The organism is Azospirillum sp. TSO22-1 (assembly GCF_003116015.1).
Classification (GTDB): domain Bacteria; phylum Pseudomonadota; class Alphaproteobacteria; order Azospirillales; family Azospirillaceae; genus Azospirillum.
In genome coordinates this window covers 17415-37783 of sequence record NZ_LGQZ01000111.1, presented here as the reverse complement: position 1 = coordinate 37783, position 20369 = coordinate 17415, and the positions used below count along the sequence as shown (strand labels likewise).

Below are 20369 nucleotides of genomic sequence, written 5' to 3'. Positions count from 1 at the left end.
CGCTTCTACGAAGGCACCGTCCAGGACATCACCGAGCGCAAGCAGCACGAGGAGAAGATCCGCCTGCTGGCCACCGTGTTCGACAGCGTCGCCGACGGCATCCTGATCGTCAGCCCCGAGCTGACCGTGCAGGTCGTCAACCCGGCGTACCGCAGCATCACCGGGGTCGAGGTGGAGGACGTGGTCGGCAAGCCGCTCGCCATCCTGGCCGACGGCGTCCATCCGCCGGAATTCGAGGCGGAGCTGTGGGGCGCCGTGCGGCGGTCCGGCCGCTGGCAGGGCGAGGTGACCGGGGTGCGCCGCAACGGCGAGAGCTTCGCGGCGGCGCTCGCCGTCACCACCGTGCGCGCACCGGGCGGGGCCCTTGAGCACTACGTGCTGACGCTCGCCGACATCAGCCAGCGCAAGTACCAGGAGCACCAGATCCGCTATCAGGCGAGCTTCGACCGCCTGACCGACCTGCCCAACCGCTGGCTGGCCTGCGAGCGCATGGAGGAGGCCATCTTGCATGCCCAGCGGTTCCGGACCAAGATCGTCGTCGCCTACATCGACCTGGACCGCTTCAAGCAGGTCAACGACACGCTGGGCCACCACGCCGGCGACGAACTGCTGAAGCTGGCGGCGCGGCGGCTGCGCAACTGCACGCGCCTGTCCGACACGGTGAGCCGCCTGGGCGGCGACGAGTTCCTGGTCATCGCCCCGGACGCCGGCGACCGTGCAGCCGGCGCCCGGCTGGCCGAGAAGATCCTCTACTCCATGGGCGAGCCGTTCGACCTGTTCGGGCAGGAGGTCTACTGCGGCGCCTCGGTCGGCCTGGCCTTCTATCCCGACGACGGCGAGAGCACGGACCAGCTGCTGCGCAACGCCGACCTCGCCATGTACCACGCCAAGCGCCATCCGGAGTTCCGGTTCGTCTGCTACGACGACGGCATGCGCGACCAGGCGGACCGCAAGATGGGGCTGGAGAACGACCTGCGCCGCGCCGTCGCCAACCAGGAGTTCGAACTGCACTTCCAGCCCAAGGTCGAGATGGCGACGCACCGCATCATCGGGGCCGAGGCCCTGATCCGGTGGCGGCACCCGACGCGCGGGCTGATCTCGCCGGCGGACTTCATCCCGCTTGCCGAGGACACCGGGCTGATCTGGGAGATCGGCGCCTGGACGCTGCAGACGGCGGCGGGCAAGCTGGCGGAGTGGCGGTCGCGCGGGCTGTCGGTGGGGGTGATGTCGGTCAACCTGTCGCCGCGGCAGTTCCAGGACGGCCGGCTCGCCGGCCTCGTGCGCACGGTGATCGCGGCGTCCGGCGTGCCGCCCGAGTACATCGAGCTGGAGCTGACGGAAGGCGCCATGGTCGGCGACATCGAGAAGGCGGCGACCATCCTCCATCAGTTGAAGGCGATCGGCGTGAAGCTGTCGATCGACGACTTCGGCACCGGCTATTCGTCGCTGGCCTACCTCAAGCGCTTTCCCATCGACACGCTCAAGATCGACCGCTCGTTCGTGCGCGACATCGTCACCTCCAACAGCGATCCGGCGATCGTCGGGACCATCGTCACCCTGGCCGACAGCCTCGGCTTCGCCACCATCGCGGAGGGGGTGGAGACGCACGAGCAGGCGGAGGTCCTCAAGCGGCAGCGCTGCCAGCACATCCAGGGCTTCCTGGTCAGCCGCCCGCTTGAGGAAAACGCGTTCGAGGCCTTCGTGCTGGACAACGGAGCGGTCGGCGCATAGCCGGATGGAATCGCTCATCGTCCATGGCGATTCCTGTCTTGCTCGTCTCTCAGAGCCCCAGTTCGCTCAGGCCTGGATGCTCCTGCGGGCGGGGGCCGGCGGGCCAGAGGAACTTGCGGTCGGCCTCGGCGATCGGCACATCGTTGATGCTGGCCTCGCGCCGGCGCATGCGGCCGTCGTCGGCGAACTCCCACTGCTCGTTGCCGTGGGAGCGGTACCAACGCCCGGACTCGTCGTGCCATTCGTACTGGAAGCGCACGGCGATGCGCCGGTCGTGGAAGGCCCACAGCTCCTTGATCAGGCGGTACTCGATCTCGCGCGCCCACTTGCGGGTCAGGAAGGCGACGATGGCGTCGCGGCCCTGAAGGAACTCGGCGCGGTTGCGCCAGCGGCTGTCCGCGGTGTAGGCGGCGGCCACTCGTTCGGGGTCGCGGGTGTTCCAGGCGTCCTCGGCCATACGGACCTTCCGGACGGCGGTCTCCAGGGTGAAGGGCGGAAGCGGCGGGCGCTCGGTCATGGCGGTTGTTTCCTTCGGGCGGAGCCCGCCCCCGGCGTGGGGGCGGGCCCACACTCAGTAGCTCTTGTAGGGCAGGAACTTGCCGGACATGGTGATCTTGACCCGGTCGCCCTTGGGGTCGGGCAGCCGCTCCATCACCATGTCGAAGTCGATGGCGCTCATGATGCCGTCGCCGAACTCCTCTTGGATCAGCTCCTTCCAGGTGGTGCCGTAGACCGAGACCAGCTCGTAGAAGCGGTAGATCAGCGGGTCGGTCGGCACCGACGTCGGCAGCGAGCCGCGGTACGGGACCTCCTGCAGCAGCAGGGTCTCCTCCTCGTCCAGCTCGAACAGGTCGGCGGCCACCACGGCCTGCGCCTTGGTCAGCGTCATCTGGCCCATCAGCGCCGCGGTGATCAGGATCGGCGAGCAGCCGCCGATGCGCGCGCCGATCTCCGCCCAGGTCAGGCACTTCAGGCGCTTCTTGCTCAGGATCTTCTCGGTGACTTCTTCGCGCTTCATGTCTCGACCCTCATGCGACGTCGGTGTGGGGGGTGGGCCGCGCCATCGAAGGCGCGGCGTTGCGGACCGCCAAGCTGGGCTCGGCTTCGCCGGGCCGGACCTCGGGCGGGTTGCGCGCATCCCAGCCGCCGGCCTCGGCCTCCCGCGCGAAGTCGCGGGCGCGGTCGACCAGGAAGTCCAGCAGATGGTTGCGGATGCGGTAATAGTGGGGGTGGCGGTGCATCTCGTGCCGGGTGCGGTCGCGCGGCAGGGTGTTCACCACGATCTCGGCGATGCGCGCGCCGGGACCGTTGGTCATCAGCACGATGCGGTCGGCGAGCAGGATCGCCTCGTCGATATCGTGCGTGATCATGAAGGTGGTCTGGTGCGTCTCCCGGCACAGCCGCAGCACCTCGTCCTGCAACATGCCGCGGGTCAGCGCGTCGAGCGCCGAGAACGGCTCGTCCATCAGCAGCATGCGCGGCTGGATGGCGAGCGCCCTGGCGATGCCGACGCGCTGCTTCATCCCGCCGGAGAGCTGCGCCGGGTGCTTCGCCTCCGCGCCGGCGAGCCCGACCAGCTCGACGTAGCGCCGGGCATGCTCCAGCACCCGCGCCTTCGGCCATTTGGGTTGGCGCGAGCGCACGGCGAAGGCGACGTTGCCCAGCACGGTCATCCAGGGCATCAGCGCGTGCCCCTGGAAGATCATCGCGCGGTCCAGGCTGGGGCCGGACACCTCGCGCCCATCGGCGATGACGGTGCCGGCCGAGGCCTGCTCCAGCCCCGCCATCACGTTGAGGATGGTCGTCTTGCCGCAGCCGGAATGGCCGATCAGGCAGACGAACTCACCGGGGTGGACGGTGAACCAGAGGTTCTCGAAGACGGTCGTCCCGGGCTTTCCGCCGGGTGCCGGGTAGCGCTTGGCGAGGCCTTCGACGCTGATCAGGGGGCGGTCGATCATCACGCGTCACTCCGCGTAGGTGACGAGTTTGGCGAGGCGCGCCAGGGCGAGGTCGAGCGCCATGCCGACCAGCCCGATCAACAGGATGGCGGTGACGATGCTGGGGATGGACAGGTTGTTCCACTCGTTCCAGACGAAGTAGCCGATGCCTGTCCCGCCCACGAGCATCTCCGCCGCCACGATCACCAGCCAGGCGATGCCGATGGAGATGCGCATGCCGGTCATGATGGTCGGCGCCGCCGCCGGCAGGATGACCGCGTAGGCCGTGCGCAGCGGGCCGACCTCCAGCGTGCGGGCGACGTTCAGCCACTCCCGGCGCACCGAGGCGACGCCGAAGGCGGTGTTCAGCAGCATCGGCCAGATCGAGCAGATGAAGATCACGAAGATCGCCGACACCGCGCTGTCCTTGATCGTGTAGAGCGCCAGCGGCATCCAGGCGAGCGGCGAGATCGGCTTCAGCACCTGGATGAACGGGTCGAGCGCGCGGTACAGCAGCGGCGACATGCCGATCAGGAAGCCCAGGGGGATCGCCACCAGCGCCGCCAGCAGGTAGCCCGACATCACCCGGCCGATGGAGTGGAGCATCTGGACGCCGATCCCCATGTCGTTGGTGCCGCGCACGTAGAACGGGTTGCTCAGGTGCCGCCACAGCACCGCCCCGACCTCGGCCGGGGTGGGAAAGGCGGACTTCTGGCCCTGCGCCGCGGCGGCGCCGAGCAGCTTGGCGTATTCCGGATCGACCGCCTGGGATCCGGCCGCCGGCAGCGTCGCCAGATGCCAGACAAGGATGAGGCCGGCGAGCAGCACCGCCGAAAGGACGGCGCTGCGCAGGCGTGGGGAGCCCGCCATGGTCAGACCCTCCGGATGGCGAAGCCGGCGAGGTACTCGTCCGGCTTGGCCGGGTCGAACTCCTTGCCCATGATCGAGAAGGGCTTGTAGGTGCGCTCCGGCGGGGTGAGGCCGTTCTCCTCCATCAGCCGGGCGGCGTCGGTGGCGAGGAAGACCTCCTCGGCGACCTTGCGGTAGTCGATGTCGCCCTTCACCTGACCCCAGCGTTTCATCTGCGTCATGATCCAGACGGCGAAGGACTGCCAGGGGAAGGGGTCGAAGTCGATGCGGTTGGGTTCCTTCACCACGTTGCCGAGGCCATCGGCGAAGGTGCCGGTCAGCACCTGCTCGACCACCGTCACCGGCTGGTTCAGATAGTTCTGGCCCGCGATGGCCTCGGCGATCTGCTTGCGGTTCTCCGGTGCGTGGGCGTAGGCGGTGGCGTCGATGATCGCCTTCAGCAGCGCGCCGTAGGTGTTCGGCATGGAGGTGACGAATTCCTTGCTGGCGGCGAAGGCGCAGCAGGGATGGCCGTCCCAGATCGACTTGGACAGCGTGTGGATGAAGCCGACGCCGTCGTACACCGCGCGCTGGTTCACCGGATCAGGGGCGAGGAAGCCGTCGAGGTTGTCGGCGCGCAGGTTGGCGACCATCTCCGGCGGCGGCACGGCGCGGATCTGGACGTCGGTGTCGGGGTCGATCCCGTGTTCCGCCAGGAAGTAGCGCAGTAGGTAGTTGTGCATGGAGTAGTCGAAGGGCACCGCCAGCTTGAAGCCCTTCCACTGCTTCGGGTCGCGCTTGTCCTTATGCTTGACCGACAGGGTGATGGCCTGGCCGTTGATGTTCTCCACCGCCGGCATGGTGTAGGGGATGGGGCTGGAGCCGGCGCCCAGCGAGATCGCCAGCGGCATCGGCGACAGCATGTGCGCCGCGTCGTATTCCTTGTTCAGCGTCTTGTCGCGGATCACCGCCCAGCCGGCGGTGCGCACCACGTCGACGTTCAGCCCGTGCTTGGCGTAGAAGCCCATGGGCTGCGCCATGATGATCGGGGTGGCGCAGGTGATCGGGATGAAGCCGACCTTCAGGTCCTTCTTCTCCAGCGGGCCGCCCTGCGCCAGCGCCTCGGCGGCGAAGCCCAGCGGCAGCGCCGCGGCGACCGCCGCCAGGGCGGTGGAGGCGCCGACCGTGCGCAGGAAGGCGCGCCGGGTGGCGTCGTGCGGGAACAGCGCGCGCATCACCGCACCCTCGACCACGCGGGCCAGCCGCGCCTCTCCGTCGAGGGCCAAGGCGGCGTCGTGCTCGGCCTCCGACGCGTGCCGGCCGCAGGAACAGCCGGCGCGCGTCAGGCGGCGCGCAGGATCGAACGGATCATCGAACGTAGCCATCTCTGCCTCTCCCATCCTGCCGACGCGCTGCGGCGCCCGTTGCGCCGAGTTCAGCAAGCGCCGTACCAGCGGCCGGCACGCGTCGGCGTCTTGATTTTATTGGGAATGGCCGTTGACGAAGTTTCGTGAATGACGAAAAATCGTCATTCTGATCATGAAATCTCGTGACCGGAGGGCTTATGGCGGACGGGCAAGGGGTGGCGGCGCGGGACACTGGGTTCGGGCCGGCGTTCGAGCACGGGCTGGACGCCGTGCTGGTCGTCGATCCCGCCTCCGGCCGGATCCTCGACGCCAACCCGGCGGCGTGCCGGCTGCTCGGCTACGACCGCGCGCTGCTGCGCCGCATCCCGATCACCGACCTGCACCGCGGGCAGGAAGCCGAGCTGCTGGTCTTCACCGAGGCGGCGCTGACCAAGGGCAGCTGGCGCACGCGCCGCATCGCCGCGCGCCACGCGGCGGGGGCGGCGCTCAACCTGGAATACGGTGGCACGCTGCTGCCTGGCCCGGAGCCGCTGCTGCTGTTCACGCTAGTCGACCTGGACGCCCACCGATGCCGCGAGATCGACGCGGAGGCGGAGCTGTACCTGAGCGATGGGCTGGGCGCCTGGAAGCGTGTCGAGACGGTCTTCCAGAACATCGAGCGCGAGAGCCAGCTGATCCTCCAGGCCGCCGGCGAGGGGGTATACGGCGTGAACGCCGAAGGTAAGACCACCTTCGTCAACGCCGCGGCCGAGCGGATCCTCGGCTGGCCGGCGGCGGAGATGCTGGGCCGCGACATGCACGCCATGGTGCACCACCATCACCCCGACGGCTCGCCCTATCCCGAGCGCGCGTGCCCGATCTACGCCGCCTTCCGCGAGGGCAAGGTGCAGCGCGTGTCCGACGAGGTGTTCTGGCGGCGTGACGGCCGGCCGGTGTGGGTGGAGTACACCAGCACGCCGATCCGCGTCGGCGCCGTGGTGGTCGGCGCGGTGATCGTCTTCCGCGACGTCACCGAGCGGCGCGAGGCCGACGAGCGCCTGCGCGCCGCGCTGGCCGAGGTCGACCGGCTGCGCGAGCGGCTGGAGCTGGAGAACGCCTATCTGCAGGAGGAGATCCGCATCAGCCGCAACCACCGCGGCATCATCGGCCGCAGCGCGGCGATCCAGCAGATCCTTCAGCAGGTGGAACTGGTGGCGCCGACCGGGGCGACCGTGCTGGTCAGCGGCGAATCCGGCACCGGCAAGGAGCTGATCGCCCGCGCCATCCACGAGGCCGGAGGGCGCAGCGGCCGGCCGCTGATTCGCGTGAACTGCGCCGCCATCCCGCGCGAGCTGTTCGAGAGCGAGTTCTTCGGCCACGCCCGCGGCGCCTTCACCGGCGCGCTGCGCGACCGCGTCGGGCGCTTTGAGCTGGCGGACGGCGGCACGCTGTTCCTCGACGAGGTCGGCGAGATCCCGCTGGAACTTCAGGGCAAGCTGCTGCGCGTGCTGCAGGAGGGGCAGTTCGAGCGCGTGGGCGAGGCGCGCACCCGCACGGTCGACGTCCGCATCGTCGCCGCCACCAACCGCGACCTGCGCGCCGAGGTGGAGGCCGGACGCTTCCGCCAGGATCTGTATTTCCGCCTGAACGTCTTCCCCATCGAATCGCCGCCGCTGCGCGAACGGCCGGAGGACATCCCGCTGCTCGCCGCGCACTTCCTGCGCGACGCCGGACGCAAGCTCAACGTCGCGGAGGCGGCGCTGAGCGAGGGCGACGTCCGCCGCCTCACCGCCTACCGCTGGCCCGGCAACGTGCGGGAACTGCAGAACGTGATCGAGCGCGCGGCCATCCTGGCGCGCAACGGCCGGGTCCGCATCGACCTGCCCGGGATGGCCTCCCCCGCGCCGCCGGCGCCCGCCGACGCCGCGGCCCCGGAGGTCGAGACCGAGCACGAGCGGCGCGAACGGGAGCGGGCGAACATCCGCCGGGCGCTGGAGCGCAGCGGCGGCAAGGTTTCCGGCTCCGGCGGCGCCGCGGAACTGCTTGGCCTGCGCCCGACGACGCTGGCCTCACGCATGAAGGCCCTGGGCATCGCTGCGCGGAGGTGACCGCGGGCTGGCCAAGGCGGAAAAAGCCATTCGCCGGGATGGGTCACCGATCGCCCGCCAGGAGTCTTTCCAAGGCTTCCCCGAGTTGGCGTGGGGTGACCGGCTTATGGATCACGTAGAAGCCGTGCCTGACCGCGTCGTGCTGGACCTCGCTTCCGGTCTCGCCGGTCAGGACGACCCCCGGCACGTCGCTGCCGTACGTCTCCCGGACCCGCAGGATGGCTTCGGTGCCGCAACGCCCCTCGCGCAGCCGGTAGTCCGCCACGATGATGTCCGGCCGCCGGCCGCCCTCCTGCAGGCGTGCGAGTGCCTGGTCGGTCGAGCCGGCGGCCAGCACCTCGTAACCCCAGCCCCGGAACGTTGCCGAAAGGCCGAGCAGCACGATGGCATCATCGTCCACCAGCACCGCGAACCGGCCGTTCCCGGTCGTCACCGGAGGCGATGCCGGCGCCTGGGCCGGCGCGGCCTCGCCGAGCGGCACCTCGATGCTGAACACGGACCCCACGCCCGGCGTCGAGCGGACGCGGACGGGATGGTCGAGCAGCTGGGACAGGCGCCGCACGATCGACAAGCCCAGCCCCAGGCCGCGGTTGCGGTCGCGTTCGGGGTTGCCGACCTGGTGGAACTCCTGCCAGATCCACTCCAGGTGCTCCGGCGGGATGCCGATGCCGGTGTCGCCCACCTCGATGCGCAGGTGGGCCGCCGTCTCGTGGCATGCAATGGCGATGCGCCCGGCCTCGGTGTAGCGCAGGGCGTTCTCGACCAAGTTGCGGACCATCCGGCTCAACAGCGTACGGTCGCTGTGCACAGTCGCCACGCAGCGCGCGATGCGAAGCTCCAGGCCCTTGGCCGCGGCGAGCGGTGCGTAGGCGGCGCCGATCGGATCGACGAGGTCGCTGACCGGGAAGTCGTCGATGATCGGCTGGACGACGCCGGCGTCGAGGTGCGAGATGTCGAGCAGGCCGTCCAGCAGGTCGCGCAGGGCGTCCAGCCCCCGCCCAAGGTGCTTCAGCGGCTCCTGCCCCCCGGGCGCCACGTGCGGCTTCAGCACGTCGAGGAACAGCAGCAGCGACTGCAAGGGCTGGCGCAGGTCGTGGCTGGCGGCGGCGAGGAACTTCGACTTGGCGAGCGTCGCCTGCTCGGCCTTGTCGCGCGCCCGCTCCGCCTCGTCCCTGGTGTGGCGCAGCGCGTCCTCCATCGCCTTGCGTTCGGTGATGTCGCGGCCAACCGACTGCTTCTCGACGAAGGCGCCGGCCTCGTCGAAGATCGCATAGCCCTCCCAGGCGTACCAGCGGACGCCGTTCACCGTCCGGATGCGGGCCTCCACCGTGGTGCGGTGATCCGGCGACGCCTTCGTCTCCTCGATGGCCTCCAGGATGGCCCCGGCCTCCTCCGGGTGCACGAACTCCGTCCAATGGCAGCTCAGCAGTTCCTCGCGCGACCGTCCGAGCACCCGGCACGCCGTGTCGTTGACGAAGGTGAAGCGTCCGTCGGCGCCGATCCGCACGATCAGGTCGGTCTGCGTCTCCACCAGCCCGCGATAGCGTTCCTCGCTGGTGCGCAGAGCCGCTTCCATGCGCTTGCGCTCGGTGATCTCGAGGATGAACTCCACGGCCTCGCCCTCGGCGAGCAGCCGGGGGGCGAACAGACCCCACCAGCGCGAACCGTCCTTGCGGAAATACTCCTTCTCGTACGGCGGCGCACGCCCCGTGCTCACCAGCGCGTCGAACGTGCGCCAACTCGCCGGCAGGTGTTCGGGCGGGGTCAGCTCCTGCCAGCGCAGCCGGCCCGCCGCCACGTCCTCGCGCGTGAAGCCGGAGAAGCCCAGGAAGGCGTCGTTGGCCTCCTTGATGGCTCCGGCCGGATCGAAGAAGAGCACGCCGACGGTCTCGATCTCCATGGCGCGCCGGAGGCGCTCCTCGCTCCGGCGCAGCGCCGCCTCCCGGCTCTCGCGCAGCGTCTCTTCCGCGCGGATCTTCGCGGTCGTCTCCGTCGCCGCGGAGAAGAAACCGGCGATCGCGCCGGCTTCGTCGCGCAGCGGCGTCCAGGCGAAGGTGAACCAGCTCATCGGAAGACCCGGCCGTCCGGCAAGGGCGATGGGCCGATCCACGAAGTGCTGCGCTTCGCCCGCCATGGTCGCCTGGACGATCGGCCGGTACTCGTCCCAGACCTCCGCCCACACCTCCTGGCAGGGCCTGCCTAGGGATCCGGGGTGCTTGGTGCCGAGGATCGGGATGAAAAGATCATTGTACAGCGAGGTCAGTTCCGGCCCCCAGACGATGTAGACCGGCTGGCGTGCCGCGAGCATGAGATTGACGACGGTGCGGAGGCTCTGCGGCCACCAGTCGATCGCGCCGAGGGGGGTACGATGCCAGTCGTGCGCGCGGATCAGCGCGCCCATGGTGCTGCCGCCGACGGGCCACGTGGCCTCGCCGCGCTTGCTTTCAGTGTCCATGGCCCTCCTCCGGAGGGCAGGGGCCGGTGCCTCGGCGCGGGCCGCCGCGGTTCACCACGCCGGCGGTCTGGCGGCGGCCTGACGTTGTCCGCTCCTGGACGAGTCGCCCAGGATCCGGCGTGAAGGAAACGATCTGGCTGGCGCGTCCGAGCATTGGGCCACCGCGGCTGGTATCCCTTCACAGGACAACATGGTATGCGTACGGATGTTTTTACAGCGGCCGAAGAGCGGTGGCGCCGGTGTTGGTGGGCGATCCAGCCGCGTCAGCCGTCGCGCGCCAGCAGCTCCTCGTGTGCGGCCGGCTCCAGGCGTCCGCCCTCGCCGACGACGAAGACCTTGTCGGCGTTGCGGATGGTCGCCAGACGGTGAGCGATCACCAGGGTCGTGCGGCCCTCCGACAGTTCCTGGAGGGACTGCTGGATCTCGCGCTCGGTCCGCGTGTCGAGCGCCGAGGTCGCCTCGTCGAGGATGAGGATCGGCGGGTTCTTCAGGAACATCCGCGCGATGGTCAGGCGCTGCTTCTGCCCGCCCGACAGCTTGACGCCACGCTCGCCGATGATGGTGTCGAGGCCGTCGGGCAGCTGGTCGATCAGCGTGTCCAGGCGGGCGCGCCGGGCGGCGTCCAGGATCTCGTCGTCCGTGGCGTCCAGGCGGCCGTAGGCGATGTTCTCGCGGATGGTGCCGCCGAACAGGAACACGTCCTGCTGCACGATGCCGATCTGCCGGCGCAGCGAGGCCAGCGTCATGGTGCGGATGTCGGTGCCGTCGATGGTGATCGCCCCGCCCTGCACGTCGTAGAAGCGCGGCAGCAGGGAGCAGATCGTCGTCTTGCCCGCCCCCGACGGGCCGACGAAGGCCACCGTGCTGCCCGCCGCGATGGTCAGGTCGACGTCCTGCAGCACCGGCCGGCCGTCGCCGTAGGCGAAGGTCACGCCGGCATAGCGGATGTCGCCCTTGAGCGGCGGGGCCGGGACGGCGTCCGGGCGGTCCTGGATGTCGGGCTCGGTGTCCAGCAGCTCGGCGTAGCGGCGGAAGCCGGCGATGCCGCGCGGGTAGGTCTCGATCACCGCGTTGATCTTCTCGATCGGGCGGAAGAACACGTTGACCAGCAGCAGGAAGGCGAAGAAGCCGCCGTTGCTCAGCTCGCCCGCCAGCACGAAGTGCGCGCCGGTCAGCATGACGACGATCAGGATGAGGCGCATGCTCAGGTAGCTGAGCGTCGTCGACAGCGCCATGATGCGGTAGGCGTCCAGCTTGGTGCTGCGGTACCGGGCGTTGTCGCGGGCGAACAGGTTGCGCTCGTGCTCCTCGTTGGTGAAGGCCTGCACCACCCGCATGCCGCCGACGTTCTCCTCGATGCGCACGTTGAAGTCGCCGACGCGGGAATAGAGCGCCTGCCAGTTGCGCGTCATCCGCCCGCCGTAGCGGCTGGTCAGGAACGCGACGACCGGCACCACCACCGCGGTGATCAGCGCCAGCGGCGCGTGCACCGTCAGCATCAGGCCGAAGGCGCCGACGAAGGTCATCACCGCGATCAGCAGGTCCTCCGGGCCATGGTGGGCGACCTCGCCGATCTCGTCCAGGTCGCGGGTGACGCGGGCCACCAGATGGCCGGTGCGGTGGTTGTCGTAGAAGCGGAAGGAGAGCTTCTGCAGATGGTCGAAGCTCTTGCGCCGCATCTCCGTCTCGATGTTGACGCCCAGCTTGTGGCCCCAGTAGACGACCACCGCCATCAGTGCGCCGTTGGCGGCGTAGACCGCCAGCAGCGCCGCCGAGGCGAGCACGATCAGCGGCCAGTCCTGGGTCGGCAGCAGCCGGTCGACGAACGACCGCACCGCCATGGGGAAGCCCAGCTCCAGCAGGCCGGACAGCACAGCGCAGCAGACGTCCAGGGCCAGCAGGCCCTTGTAGGGGCGGTAGTAGGCGAAGAATCGGCGGAACATGCGGTGTTTCCCGAAGTTGGCGGATGGCTATCGGTTTAGTGGGAGCGCCCTTCGTGGGCGAGCAGCCAGATCAGGTACGGCCCGGCGAGCAGCGCGGCGAACAGGCCGAGCGGCAATTGATACGGGAACGCGGCGGTGCGGGCGAGCCAGTCGGAAGCCACCATCAGCCCGGCCCCGATCAGCACCGACCCGGCCGCGTGCGCCGGCGGGCGGCCCAGCCCCAGCAGCCGGGCGAGGTGCGGCGCCACCAGCCCGATGAAGCTGAGCGGCCCGACGAACAGCGAGGCCGTGGCGGTCAGCAGCCCGGCCAGCAGCACCAGCGCCGTGCGGCAGCGCCGCACCGGCAGGCCGAGTGCGCGCGCGGTGACGTCGCCCAGCGGCAGGATCTCCAGCCAGCGCGCCAGGAAGGGCAGCGGCGCCAGCAGCGCCAGCGCGGCGGCGGCGCACAGCCACGCCTCGTCCGACGTCGCCTCATTGGTGGAGCCGCTCAGCCAGCGCAGCAGGTCGAAGGCCTGGCGCGAGCCGGTGGCGATGACGGCGGTCAGCACGGCGCTGCACAGGGCACCCATGGCGATGCCGGCGAGCAGCAGCCGCTCCGGCCCCAGCCCGGCGCGGCGCGACAGCCCCAGCATGGCGGCGAGCACCAGCGTGGCGCCGAGCGCCGAGGCCGCGAGCTGCACGCCCAGCCCAGGGGCGCTGAACGCGAACAGTGCCGCGGCCAACCCGACGCCGGCGCCGTTGCCGACGCCCAGCATCTCCGGCCCGGCCAGCGGGTTGGCGGTGACCCGCTGCAGCACCATGCCGGCCGCCGCCAGCATCGCCCCGGCCGCCGCCGCGACGGCGACGCGCGGCCCCCGCCACACCAGCAGGTCGGCGAGCAGAGCGCCGGTGGAGACAGTCCACCCCCGCGGGCCGACGCCCACGGACAACGCCAGCCCGACGGCGGCGAGCGTCAGCGCGCCGAGCACGGCGATCAGCACGGCGGGGTGCCGGGCGCGCCTCGTGGCCGCCGACCGGGCGGTCAGCGACGGCCACTCGAACATGCGCACGCGCGGCAGCAGCCACAGCAGCAGCGGCCCGCCGAGCAACGCCGTGGCGGCGCCGGTCGGCACCCGCTCGCCGCCGGCCCCGGCCAGCAGCTGCACCAGCCCGTCGGTGAACCACAGCAGCAGTGCGCCAATCAGCGGCGCCGCGACCAGCCGGCCGCGCTGCGTGCGCGCTCCGCTGAGCTGCGCCAGCGCCGGGGCGGCCAGCCCGACGAAGCCGATCACGCCGACCTCCGCCGTCACCGTCGCGGCCAGCCACACGGCGACGCCGAGCACCGCGAAGCGGGTGGCGTGCAGCGCCACGCCCAGGCTGCGCGCGCTGGAATCGTCGAGCGCCAGGATCGCCAGCGGCCGGGTCAGCAGCACCGCGGCGCCGATCCCCAGCGCCAGCCGTGTAGCGATGGTCAGCGTCGGCCCCCAGCCCTGCTGCGCCAGCGCCCCGCCGCCCCAGAGGAACAGCGAGAACAGGTACTCGCCGTTCGCCAGGATCAGCGCGGCGCTGGCGGTGGTGGCGGTCAGCGCCACCATCATGCCGGCCAGCACCACCGCCACCGGCTCCAGCCCGCGCCGCCACGTCAGCGCCAGGATCAGCCCAACCGCCGCCAGCCCGCCGGCCAGCGCCACGCCCTCGCGCGCCGTCTCCATCAGCGCCGGCGCATGCAGCGCCGCCACCGTCAGGGCGAGCTGCGCCCCGGCCGACACGCCGAGCGTCGACGGCTCGGCCAGCGGGTTGCGCAGCACGCGCTGGAGCAGCAGCCCGGCCAGCCCGAGCGCCGCCCCGGCGACCAGTGCCACCGCCATGCGCGGCAGCGCGCCATACCAGAAGATGATGGAGTCCAGGTCCGGCACGGCTGCGGACGGCGCCGCGAGGCGCACGGTCGACAGGCCGGCGGCCAGCAGGGCCAGCGCGCCCCACAGCAGGGCGGGCCGCGTCCATACCGCGCGCTCAGCCATGCCCGGCTCCGCCGAGGGCGGTCGCGGTCAAGCGGGCGAAGCGCACCGCCGCCGGCAGCCCGCCGAAATGGTTGACCGGTGCCAAGTGGGCCACCCGCCCCGCCCGCACCATGGGCAGCGCCCGCCACAGCGCGCTGTCGGCCAGCTCACGGCGCGCCTCGGCCGGCATCGGCCCGACGACCAGCACGGCGGCGTCGGGCACCCGCGCCAGCGCCTCGATGCCCAGCGGAGCGGCGGCGGAATAGCTGGTGGCGGCGGTCCAGGCGTTCGCGAATCCCAGCCGGCCAAGCACGTCGCCGAACATGCTGTCAGCGCCGAAGGCGCGGACGTGGCGGGCGTCGCCGACGCTGACCACGAACACCGGCCGCCGCGGCACGCCGCCGAGCGCGTCGCGGAATCCGGCGATGGCGGCGTCGGCCCTGGACACGGCGGCCTGCGCGTCGCGGCCGAGCGCGCGGCCCAGGGCGGCGGCGGCCTCCACGGCGCGGGCGTAGGGCGGCACGCCCGGCTCGTACACCGTCAGCGGCAGCACCGGCGCGATGCGCTCCAACGTTCCGCGCTGGCGTTCGTAGAAGTTGGAGCTGAGGATGAGGTCGGGCGCGGCCAGCCGCAGCGCCTCGTAGTTCGGCGTGCCGCGCAGGCCGACGTCGGCGACGCCCGCGGGGATTTCCGGCTCCAGGGCGATCTCGCGGAATTGCCGCAGCTCGGTCGCCGCCACCGGATCGATGCCCAGCAGCAGCGCGGTCTCCAGCGCCGCCCAGTCGATGGCGGCGACGCGCCGCTCCCCGGCCCAGACCACGGTGGGGACGACCGTGGGGGCCAGCAGCAGCCCGGCGGCGAGGCCGATCGCCCGGCGCCGCGTGAGGGAGCGCGTCATCGCACGTACCCGATGGGCTGGCCGGTCGCCGGGTGCGGCAAGGTGCCCATGGCGATGCCGTAGATGCCAGCCAGCGCCTCCCCGGTCATGATCGCCGCGGGCGGCCCCTGCGCGATCAGCCGTCCGCCGCGGAGCGCCAGGATGTCGTCGCACACGCGCGCCGCCATGTTGATATCGTGCAGCACGACGACGGCGCCGAGGCCGCGCGCCCGGCTCAGCGTGCGCACCAGGTCCAGCATGTCCACCTGATGCGCGATGTCGAGCGCCGAGGTTGGCTCGTCGAGCAGCAGGCAGCGGGCGTCCTGGGCGATCATCATGGCCAGCCACGCGCGCTGCCGCTCGCCGCCCGACAGGCTGTCGACCAGCCGGTCGGCCAGCGGCTCCAGGCCGGTGTCGGCCAGCGCCTCGGCCACCTTGGCGGCGTCCTCCACACCGAAGCGGCCGAGCGCGCCGTGCCAGGGGAAGCGGCCGAGCGCCACCAGCTCGCGCACCGTCAGGCTCTCGGCCGGCGGGGTGAACTGCGGCATGTAGGCGACAGCGCGGGCAAACGCGCGGTCGCCGAGGTGCCTGAGATCCTCGCCCTGGAAGCGGATGCGGCCGGCGCTTGGCGCCTGCTGGCGGGCGAGCATGCGGATCAGCGTGCTCTTGCCCGACCCGTTGGGGCCGACGAGGCCGTGAATCCGCCCCGGCTCCAGCCGGAACGTCAGGTCCGAGACGATCGGCCGCCCGCCGACGGCGAATCCCACACCCTCCACCTCGTACAGCGCCGGCCGCATCACGCGGTCACCACGTCATGTGGGCGGTCAGGCGGAGCGTCCGGCCCTCGGCGTAGCCGCAGGAGAACTGCGTCTGGCAGCTCGCCACGTAGGCCTTGTCGAACAGGTTGGCGGCGTTCAGGTCGACGCCCCAGTTGTCCTTGCGGTAGCCGACGCGCGCGTCGAACACCGTGGCCGCCGGCACCTTCAGCGTGTTCTCGTTGTCCACCCAGGAGGAGCCGATGTGGCGCACGCCGCCGCCCAGCACCACGCCGTCCAGCGCGCCCTCCTTGAAAGTGTAGTCCAGGGACAGCGACGCCTGCCGCTCCGGCACGATGAAGGGCGTCTTGCCGACGAGGTTTCGGTCGGCGTCCTTGGTGATCTCCAGGTCGAACAGGGTGACGGCGGCGGTGGCCTTCAGGTTGCGGGTGACGTTGACCTTGCCCTCGAACTCGATGCCGCGCGAGTTGACCTCGCCGATCTGCGTCTCGGCCAGGAACGGGCCGGTCACCACGTTCTGCCGCGTCAGGTCGAACAGCGCCACGGTGAACAGGCCGTCCACCCAGGCCGGCCGGTACTTCAGGCCGACCTCGTACTGCGTCCCGGTCTCCGGCTTGAAGACGCCGCTGGCGGCGGAGGAGCCGAGGACGGGATTGAAGAAGGTGGACGTGCTGGCGTAGGGCGTCATGCCGTTGCCGAACTCGTAGGCGAGGCCGGCGCGGCCGCTGAGCTGGCCCTTGCTGCCCTCGTAGGACGGCAGGCCCACTGCCTTGGTGGAGGCGCGGTCGTAGCGGCCGTTCAGCGTGACCAACCAGCCCTGACCGAAGCGCATCTGGTCCTGCGCGTAGACGCCCAGCTGGTGCAGGGTCAGCGTCTGGTCGATGTAGGGCGTGCGGGCACCCTGCGCGGCGCCGTAGACCGGGTTGGTGGCGCTGATCGTGGTGGCGGCGCCGGTGGCCTGCACCTGGTCCATGCGGAAGTAGCGGTAATCGACGCCGACCAGCGCCGTGTGCTCGACCGGGCCGGTGCGCAGCGTGCCCTGCAGCTGGTTGTCGACGGCGAAGGTGCTGACCTCGGTCTCGTGCTCGAAGTTGATGCGCGCCAGTTGGTTGGTGGGGTCGGTCGGGCGCGGCGAGAAGCCGGCGTAGCCGAAGGGATAGAGCGAGACCTCGTGCACCTTGGAATAGCCGTAGCGGGCGTTCTGGCGCACCGTCAGGTCGTTGTCGAAGGTGTGCGAGACCTCGTAGCCGAGCGAGCCCTGCCGGCGCCGGTAGGTGTCGATGCCCGGCTCGGTGAAGTTGGCGTCGCGGCTGATCTTGCCGAAGGGCGCATCGACCACCATGCCGACATAGGGCAGGAAAGCGCCGCCGTTGTGCGTCTTGTCGATGTCCGTGTAGTTGGCGAGCAGCGTCACGCTGGTGCGGCTGTCCGGCGCCCAGGTGATGCTGGGCGAGATGGTGCCGCGGAAGCCGTCCTCGTGCTTGGAATAGCCGTCGCCGCCGGCGACGCGGCCGGTCAGGCGGTAGGCCAGCGTCTCGCCCGCCTTGTCGCCGATGTCGAAGCCCAGGTTGGCGGTGCTGGCGTCGTCGATGCCGGTCTCGACGTAACGCACGCGCTGCCCGTCCGGCCGCTTGCTGACGTAGTTGACGAGGCCGCCCGGGTTGCTGCTGCCGTAGAGCACCGACGAGGCGCCGCGCAGCACCTCGATCCGCTCCAGGGGGAAGCTGTCGACGAACATGCCGCCGAAACCGTAGCTGTAGAGCTGCAGTCCGTCCTGGAACACGCCGGTCTGTGTCGCCTGGAAGCCGCGGATGAACATCCAGTTGGTGTCGCCGTCCGGGCCGAAGGGCTGGCCGTAGACGCCGGCGGTGTAGCGCAGCGCCTCGTCCGCCTTCTGGGCGCGGCGGTCGTCGATCTCCTCGCGGCCGATCACCGAGATCGACTGCGGCACCGCCTCGACCGGGGTGTCAGTCTTGGAGCCGGCGGTGGTGCGCTTGGCGACATAGCCACCGCCCGGGCCGCCGACCGGGCCGGTGCCCGTCTCCGCGGTGCCGCCGACCGTCACCGGGTCGAGGACGACCGGCTTGCCGGCGTCCTGCGCCAGGGCCGCCGCCGGCACCAGCAGGGCCGCCGCCGCCGTGGTGTTCAGAAGGAAGGACGCCAACACGCCGCGTCGAATATCCGTCATGCCCCTACCCCTTTGACTATGGCCGCGCTGCTTGAAAAAGCTCGTCAGGGTCGGGGGAATACCATGGCCGGGACGGGCGATATTGAACCGCCTTGCGGTGGATTGGACGATCTTTGGACGTTCTTGAGCCGCCCCTCATGCGGCCTTGGCGCGCTGCCATGCCGCCGGGGTCGTGCCGACCACCTGCCGGAAGACGCGAGTCAGGTGCGCCTGGTCGGAGAAGCCGGCGGCGACGGCCGCGGCGGCCGGCGTCATGTCCGGCCGGGACAGCAGCGCCTTGGCACGGTCGATGCGGGCGCGCATCTGCCACTTGTGCGGTGGCATGCCGGTCGACGCCTTGAAGGCCGAGCAGAAGTAGGACTCGGACAGGCCGGTCAGGTCGGCCAGCTCCTGCAGCCGGATGTTCCGCCCGCAATTGTCCTCGATGTAATCGATGGCGCGCTTCAGCTGGCGCGGCGGCAGCTGGCCGCGCTTGCGTTCCGCCCGGGGCGCGATGCGCAGCAGCCCGACCAGCAGCGCCGAGATCAGGCTGTCGCCGTAAAGGTCGTGGACGGCGCCGGGCTCCATGCACTCCGCCGCGATCAGGCGCGCCAGCCCGAGCAGCCGCTCGTCGGAGAACTTCAGGCGCGGCGTCTCCAGCACCCCGGCGGCCGGCTCGTCGGGCAGGCGCGCACCGAGCGCCGCCATGTCGAAATGCAGGTCGAGGTGGCGGAGATGGCGGACGTCCTCCACCCGCGACCACACGCGCACGCCGGCCGGCACGTAGCTCATCGGCTCGCGCGCGGTCGCCCGCTGCGCGCCGCCGCCGGCCGGGGAGGCCATGACGTCGATGCCGCCGTCGCCGAGCTGATCGAGGACGACGACGAGGCGCGGCGCCTGCGACAGGTACTCGCCGCCGGCGTCGTGCGCGCACTCGACGGTCCACACGTCGGCGATCACGCCGTTCCACGCGCGCCATTGCAGGTCGCCGACGACCGTGATGCCTTCGGTTCTGCTCTGCATCCTGGGATGGAACGTCATTGGATGCCCTTCCCCTCTCCACGCCGCACCTCGGCCGCGTATACGATACAATGCGAATGCGAACAAGTCGCATCTATGGAGCGGGGATGCGCGACATCGAGCGGAAGGGTGTGGTGCTGGGTGTTCCGGTGGGGGCCGGCGCCGTTCACTCCTCCGTATTCGGCGGACCGGCGTCGGGCCACGACCCGAGGAAGTGTGGTCCGCCCTGCATCTGTATGATCGCCCGCGCACCGGCGCTTGCCTGGAGCAGGCGCGGAGCGTCGCCCGGCGGCAGCACGGCCAGCGCCGTCGAGAGGGCATCGGCGGCGGTGGCCGTCGGTGCCATGACCGTGACCGCCTCCACGTGACGGGCGCTGCGGCCGGTGGCGGGGTCGAACAGGTGATGGCACTGCGCGCTGAACCGGGTCCCGTAGCCGCCGGACGAGGCGACCGCGCCCTCCACGAGATCGACGCTCCGGAACGGGCGCCGGTCGGGCGCCGCGGCGTCGGCGATGCCGACGTGCCAGGGCCGACCGTCCTCCGCCGGTCCCAGCGCCCGCGTCTCGCCGAGATGGACCAGCACGTGCTGCAGCCCCGCGGCGCGCAGGCGCTCGGCGACGCGGTCGGTGATGTACCCCTGTGCGATGCCGTTCAGCGTCACCGCCATGCCCGGCTGCCCCAGGGCGATGCGGTCCGCGGCGACATGGATTCGCCGATAATCCACCAAGGCCCGCGCGGCCGCCACCGCCTCCTCCGGCGGCCCGGCCGGATCGGCGTCCGGCGCGGCGAAGTGGCGGGCGTGCAGGTCCCACAGCGGCTGCACCGTGACGTCGAAGGCGCCGCCGGTCAGGTCGCCGTACCGCGTCGCCTCGCCGAGCAGCACCACGAGGTCGAGCGGCGGGGCGGACAGCGCGCCCTCCCGGTTCAGCCGGCGCAGCGCCGAATCCGGCCGGTACAGGCTGAAGATGCTCTCCAGCCGCTCCACCTCCGCCAGGCACGCGGCGACGAGCCGCCACGCCGCCGCCTCGTCCGGGTGGTGCAGCCGCAGCAGCGCCTCCGCGCCGAGCGCCGTGCCGCGCCATTCCACGATTCCCGTGCCGGCGCCCGCCGCCGCGGGAGCGATGGCGGCGCCGGCCGTGGCGGCGGTGATGGTCAGGAAGCGGCGGCGGGTCAGCATGGCG

General features: G+C 71.2%; 15 protein-coding genes. 2 read left to right on the top strand and 13 right to left on the bottom strand.

The window, feature by feature from the left end; translation table 11 throughout:
* On the top strand, positions 1 to 1731 hold a 1731-nt coding region (locus TSO221_RS26230), incomplete at its 5' end, for an EAL domain-containing protein (RefSeq protein ID WP_109121468.1).
* A gap of 49 nt (positions 1732 to 1780) precedes the next feature.
* Here the strand turns inward: TSO221_RS26230 and TSO221_RS26225 are convergent.
* Genes TSO221_RS26225 through TSO221_RS26205 form a run of 5 tightly spaced genes read right to left on the bottom strand, consistent with a single transcriptional unit; the run spans position 1781 to position 5902 of the window.
* A complete protein-coding gene (locus TSO221_RS26225) occupies positions 1781 to 2248 on the bottom strand; it encodes a nuclear transport factor 2 family protein (protein ID WP_109121467.1) in 468 nt (155 codons plus the stop codon).
* A 54-nt stretch (positions 2249 to 2302) separates the two neighbouring features.
* Positions 2303 to 2749, bottom strand: a complete 447-nt coding sequence (gene cynS, locus TSO221_RS26220) for a cyanase (protein WP_109121466.1) — start codon at positions 2747 to 2749, stop codon at positions 2303 to 2305.
* 10 nt (positions 2750 to 2759) lie between these two features.
* Positions 2760 to 3689: an ABC transporter ATP-binding protein gene (locus TSO221_RS26215; RefSeq protein WP_109121465.1), complete on the bottom strand. Its 930-nt coding sequence runs from the start codon at positions 3687 to 3689 to the stop codon at positions 2760 to 2762.
* 6 nt (positions 3690 to 3695) lie between these two features.
* Positions 3696 to 4538, bottom strand: coding sequence for a nitrate ABC transporter permease (gene ntrB / locus TSO221_RS26210; protein ID WP_109121464.1), 843 nt, complete (start codon positions 4536 to 4538; stop codon positions 3696 to 3698).
* Positions 4539 to 4540: 2 nt separating this feature from the next.
* Positions 4541 to 5902, bottom strand: coding sequence for a CmpA/NrtA family ABC transporter substrate-binding protein (locus TSO221_RS26205; RefSeq protein WP_109121463.1), 1362 nt, complete (start codon positions 5900 to 5902; stop codon positions 4541 to 4543).
* Positions 5903 to 6081: 179 nt separating this feature from the next.
* On the opposite strand from TSO221_RS26205, the gene TSO221_RS26200 reads away from it, so the two are divergent.
* Positions 6082 to 7971 (top strand): sigma 54-interacting transcriptional regulator, encoded by a 1890-nt coding sequence (locus TSO221_RS26200; RefSeq protein ID WP_109121462.1) that lies wholly within the window; start codon positions 6082 to 6084, stop codon positions 7969 to 7971.
* Between the two features lie 43 nt (positions 7972 to 8014).
* On the opposite strand, the gene TSO221_RS26195 is transcribed toward TSO221_RS26200, so the two are convergent.
* From TSO221_RS26195 to TSO221_RS26160, 8 genes are all read right to left on the bottom strand, one after another.
* Positions 8015 to 10426, bottom strand: coding sequence for a PAS domain S-box protein (locus TSO221_RS26195; RefSeq protein ID WP_109121461.1), 2412 nt, complete (start codon positions 10424 to 10426; stop codon positions 8015 to 8017).
* Between the two features lie 263 nt (positions 10427 to 10689).
* Complete coding sequence (locus tag TSO221_RS26190; protein ID WP_109121460.1) at positions 10690 to 12369, bottom strand: ABC transporter ATP-binding protein; 1680 nt, start codon at positions 12367 to 12369, stop codon at positions 10690 to 10692.
* A gap of 35 nt (positions 12370 to 12404) precedes the next feature.
* Positions 12405 to 14369, bottom strand: coding sequence for a Fe(3+)-hydroxamate ABC transporter permease FhuB (gene fhuB / locus TSO221_RS26185; protein ID WP_109121459.1), 1965 nt, complete (start codon positions 14367 to 14369; stop codon positions 12405 to 12407).
* Complete coding sequence (locus TSO221_RS26180) at positions 14362 to 15246, bottom strand: ABC transporter substrate-binding protein (RefSeq protein ID WP_109121458.1); 885 nt, start codon at positions 15244 to 15246, stop codon at positions 14362 to 14364. The genes fhuB and TSO221_RS26180 overlap by 8 nt, the downstream gene beginning before the upstream one ends.
* Positions 15243 to 16022, bottom strand: coding sequence for an ATP-binding cassette domain-containing protein (locus tag TSO221_RS26175; protein ID WP_109121457.1), 780 nt, complete (start codon positions 16020 to 16022; stop codon positions 15243 to 15245). Before TSO221_RS26175 ends, TSO221_RS26180 begins: the two co-directional genes overlap by 4 nt.
* 7 nt (positions 16023 to 16029) lie before the next feature.
* On the bottom strand, positions 16030 to 18189 hold the full coding sequence (locus TSO221_RS26170; protein WP_109121456.1) for a TonB-dependent siderophore receptor: 2160 nt from the start codon (positions 18187 to 18189) through the stop codon (positions 16030 to 16032).
* Positions 18190 to 18324: 135 nt separating this feature from the next.
* Complete coding sequence (locus TSO221_RS26165; protein ID WP_109121455.1) at positions 18325 to 19209, bottom strand: AraC family transcriptional regulator; 885 nt, start codon at positions 19207 to 19209, stop codon at positions 18325 to 18327.
* A 145-nt stretch (positions 19210 to 19354) separates the two neighbouring features.
* Positions 19355 to 20365, bottom strand: coding sequence for an FAD:protein FMN transferase (locus TSO221_RS26160; RefSeq protein ID WP_109121454.1), 1011 nt, complete (start codon positions 20363 to 20365; stop codon positions 19355 to 19357).
* Positions 20366 to 20369 lie beyond the last annotated feature (4 nt).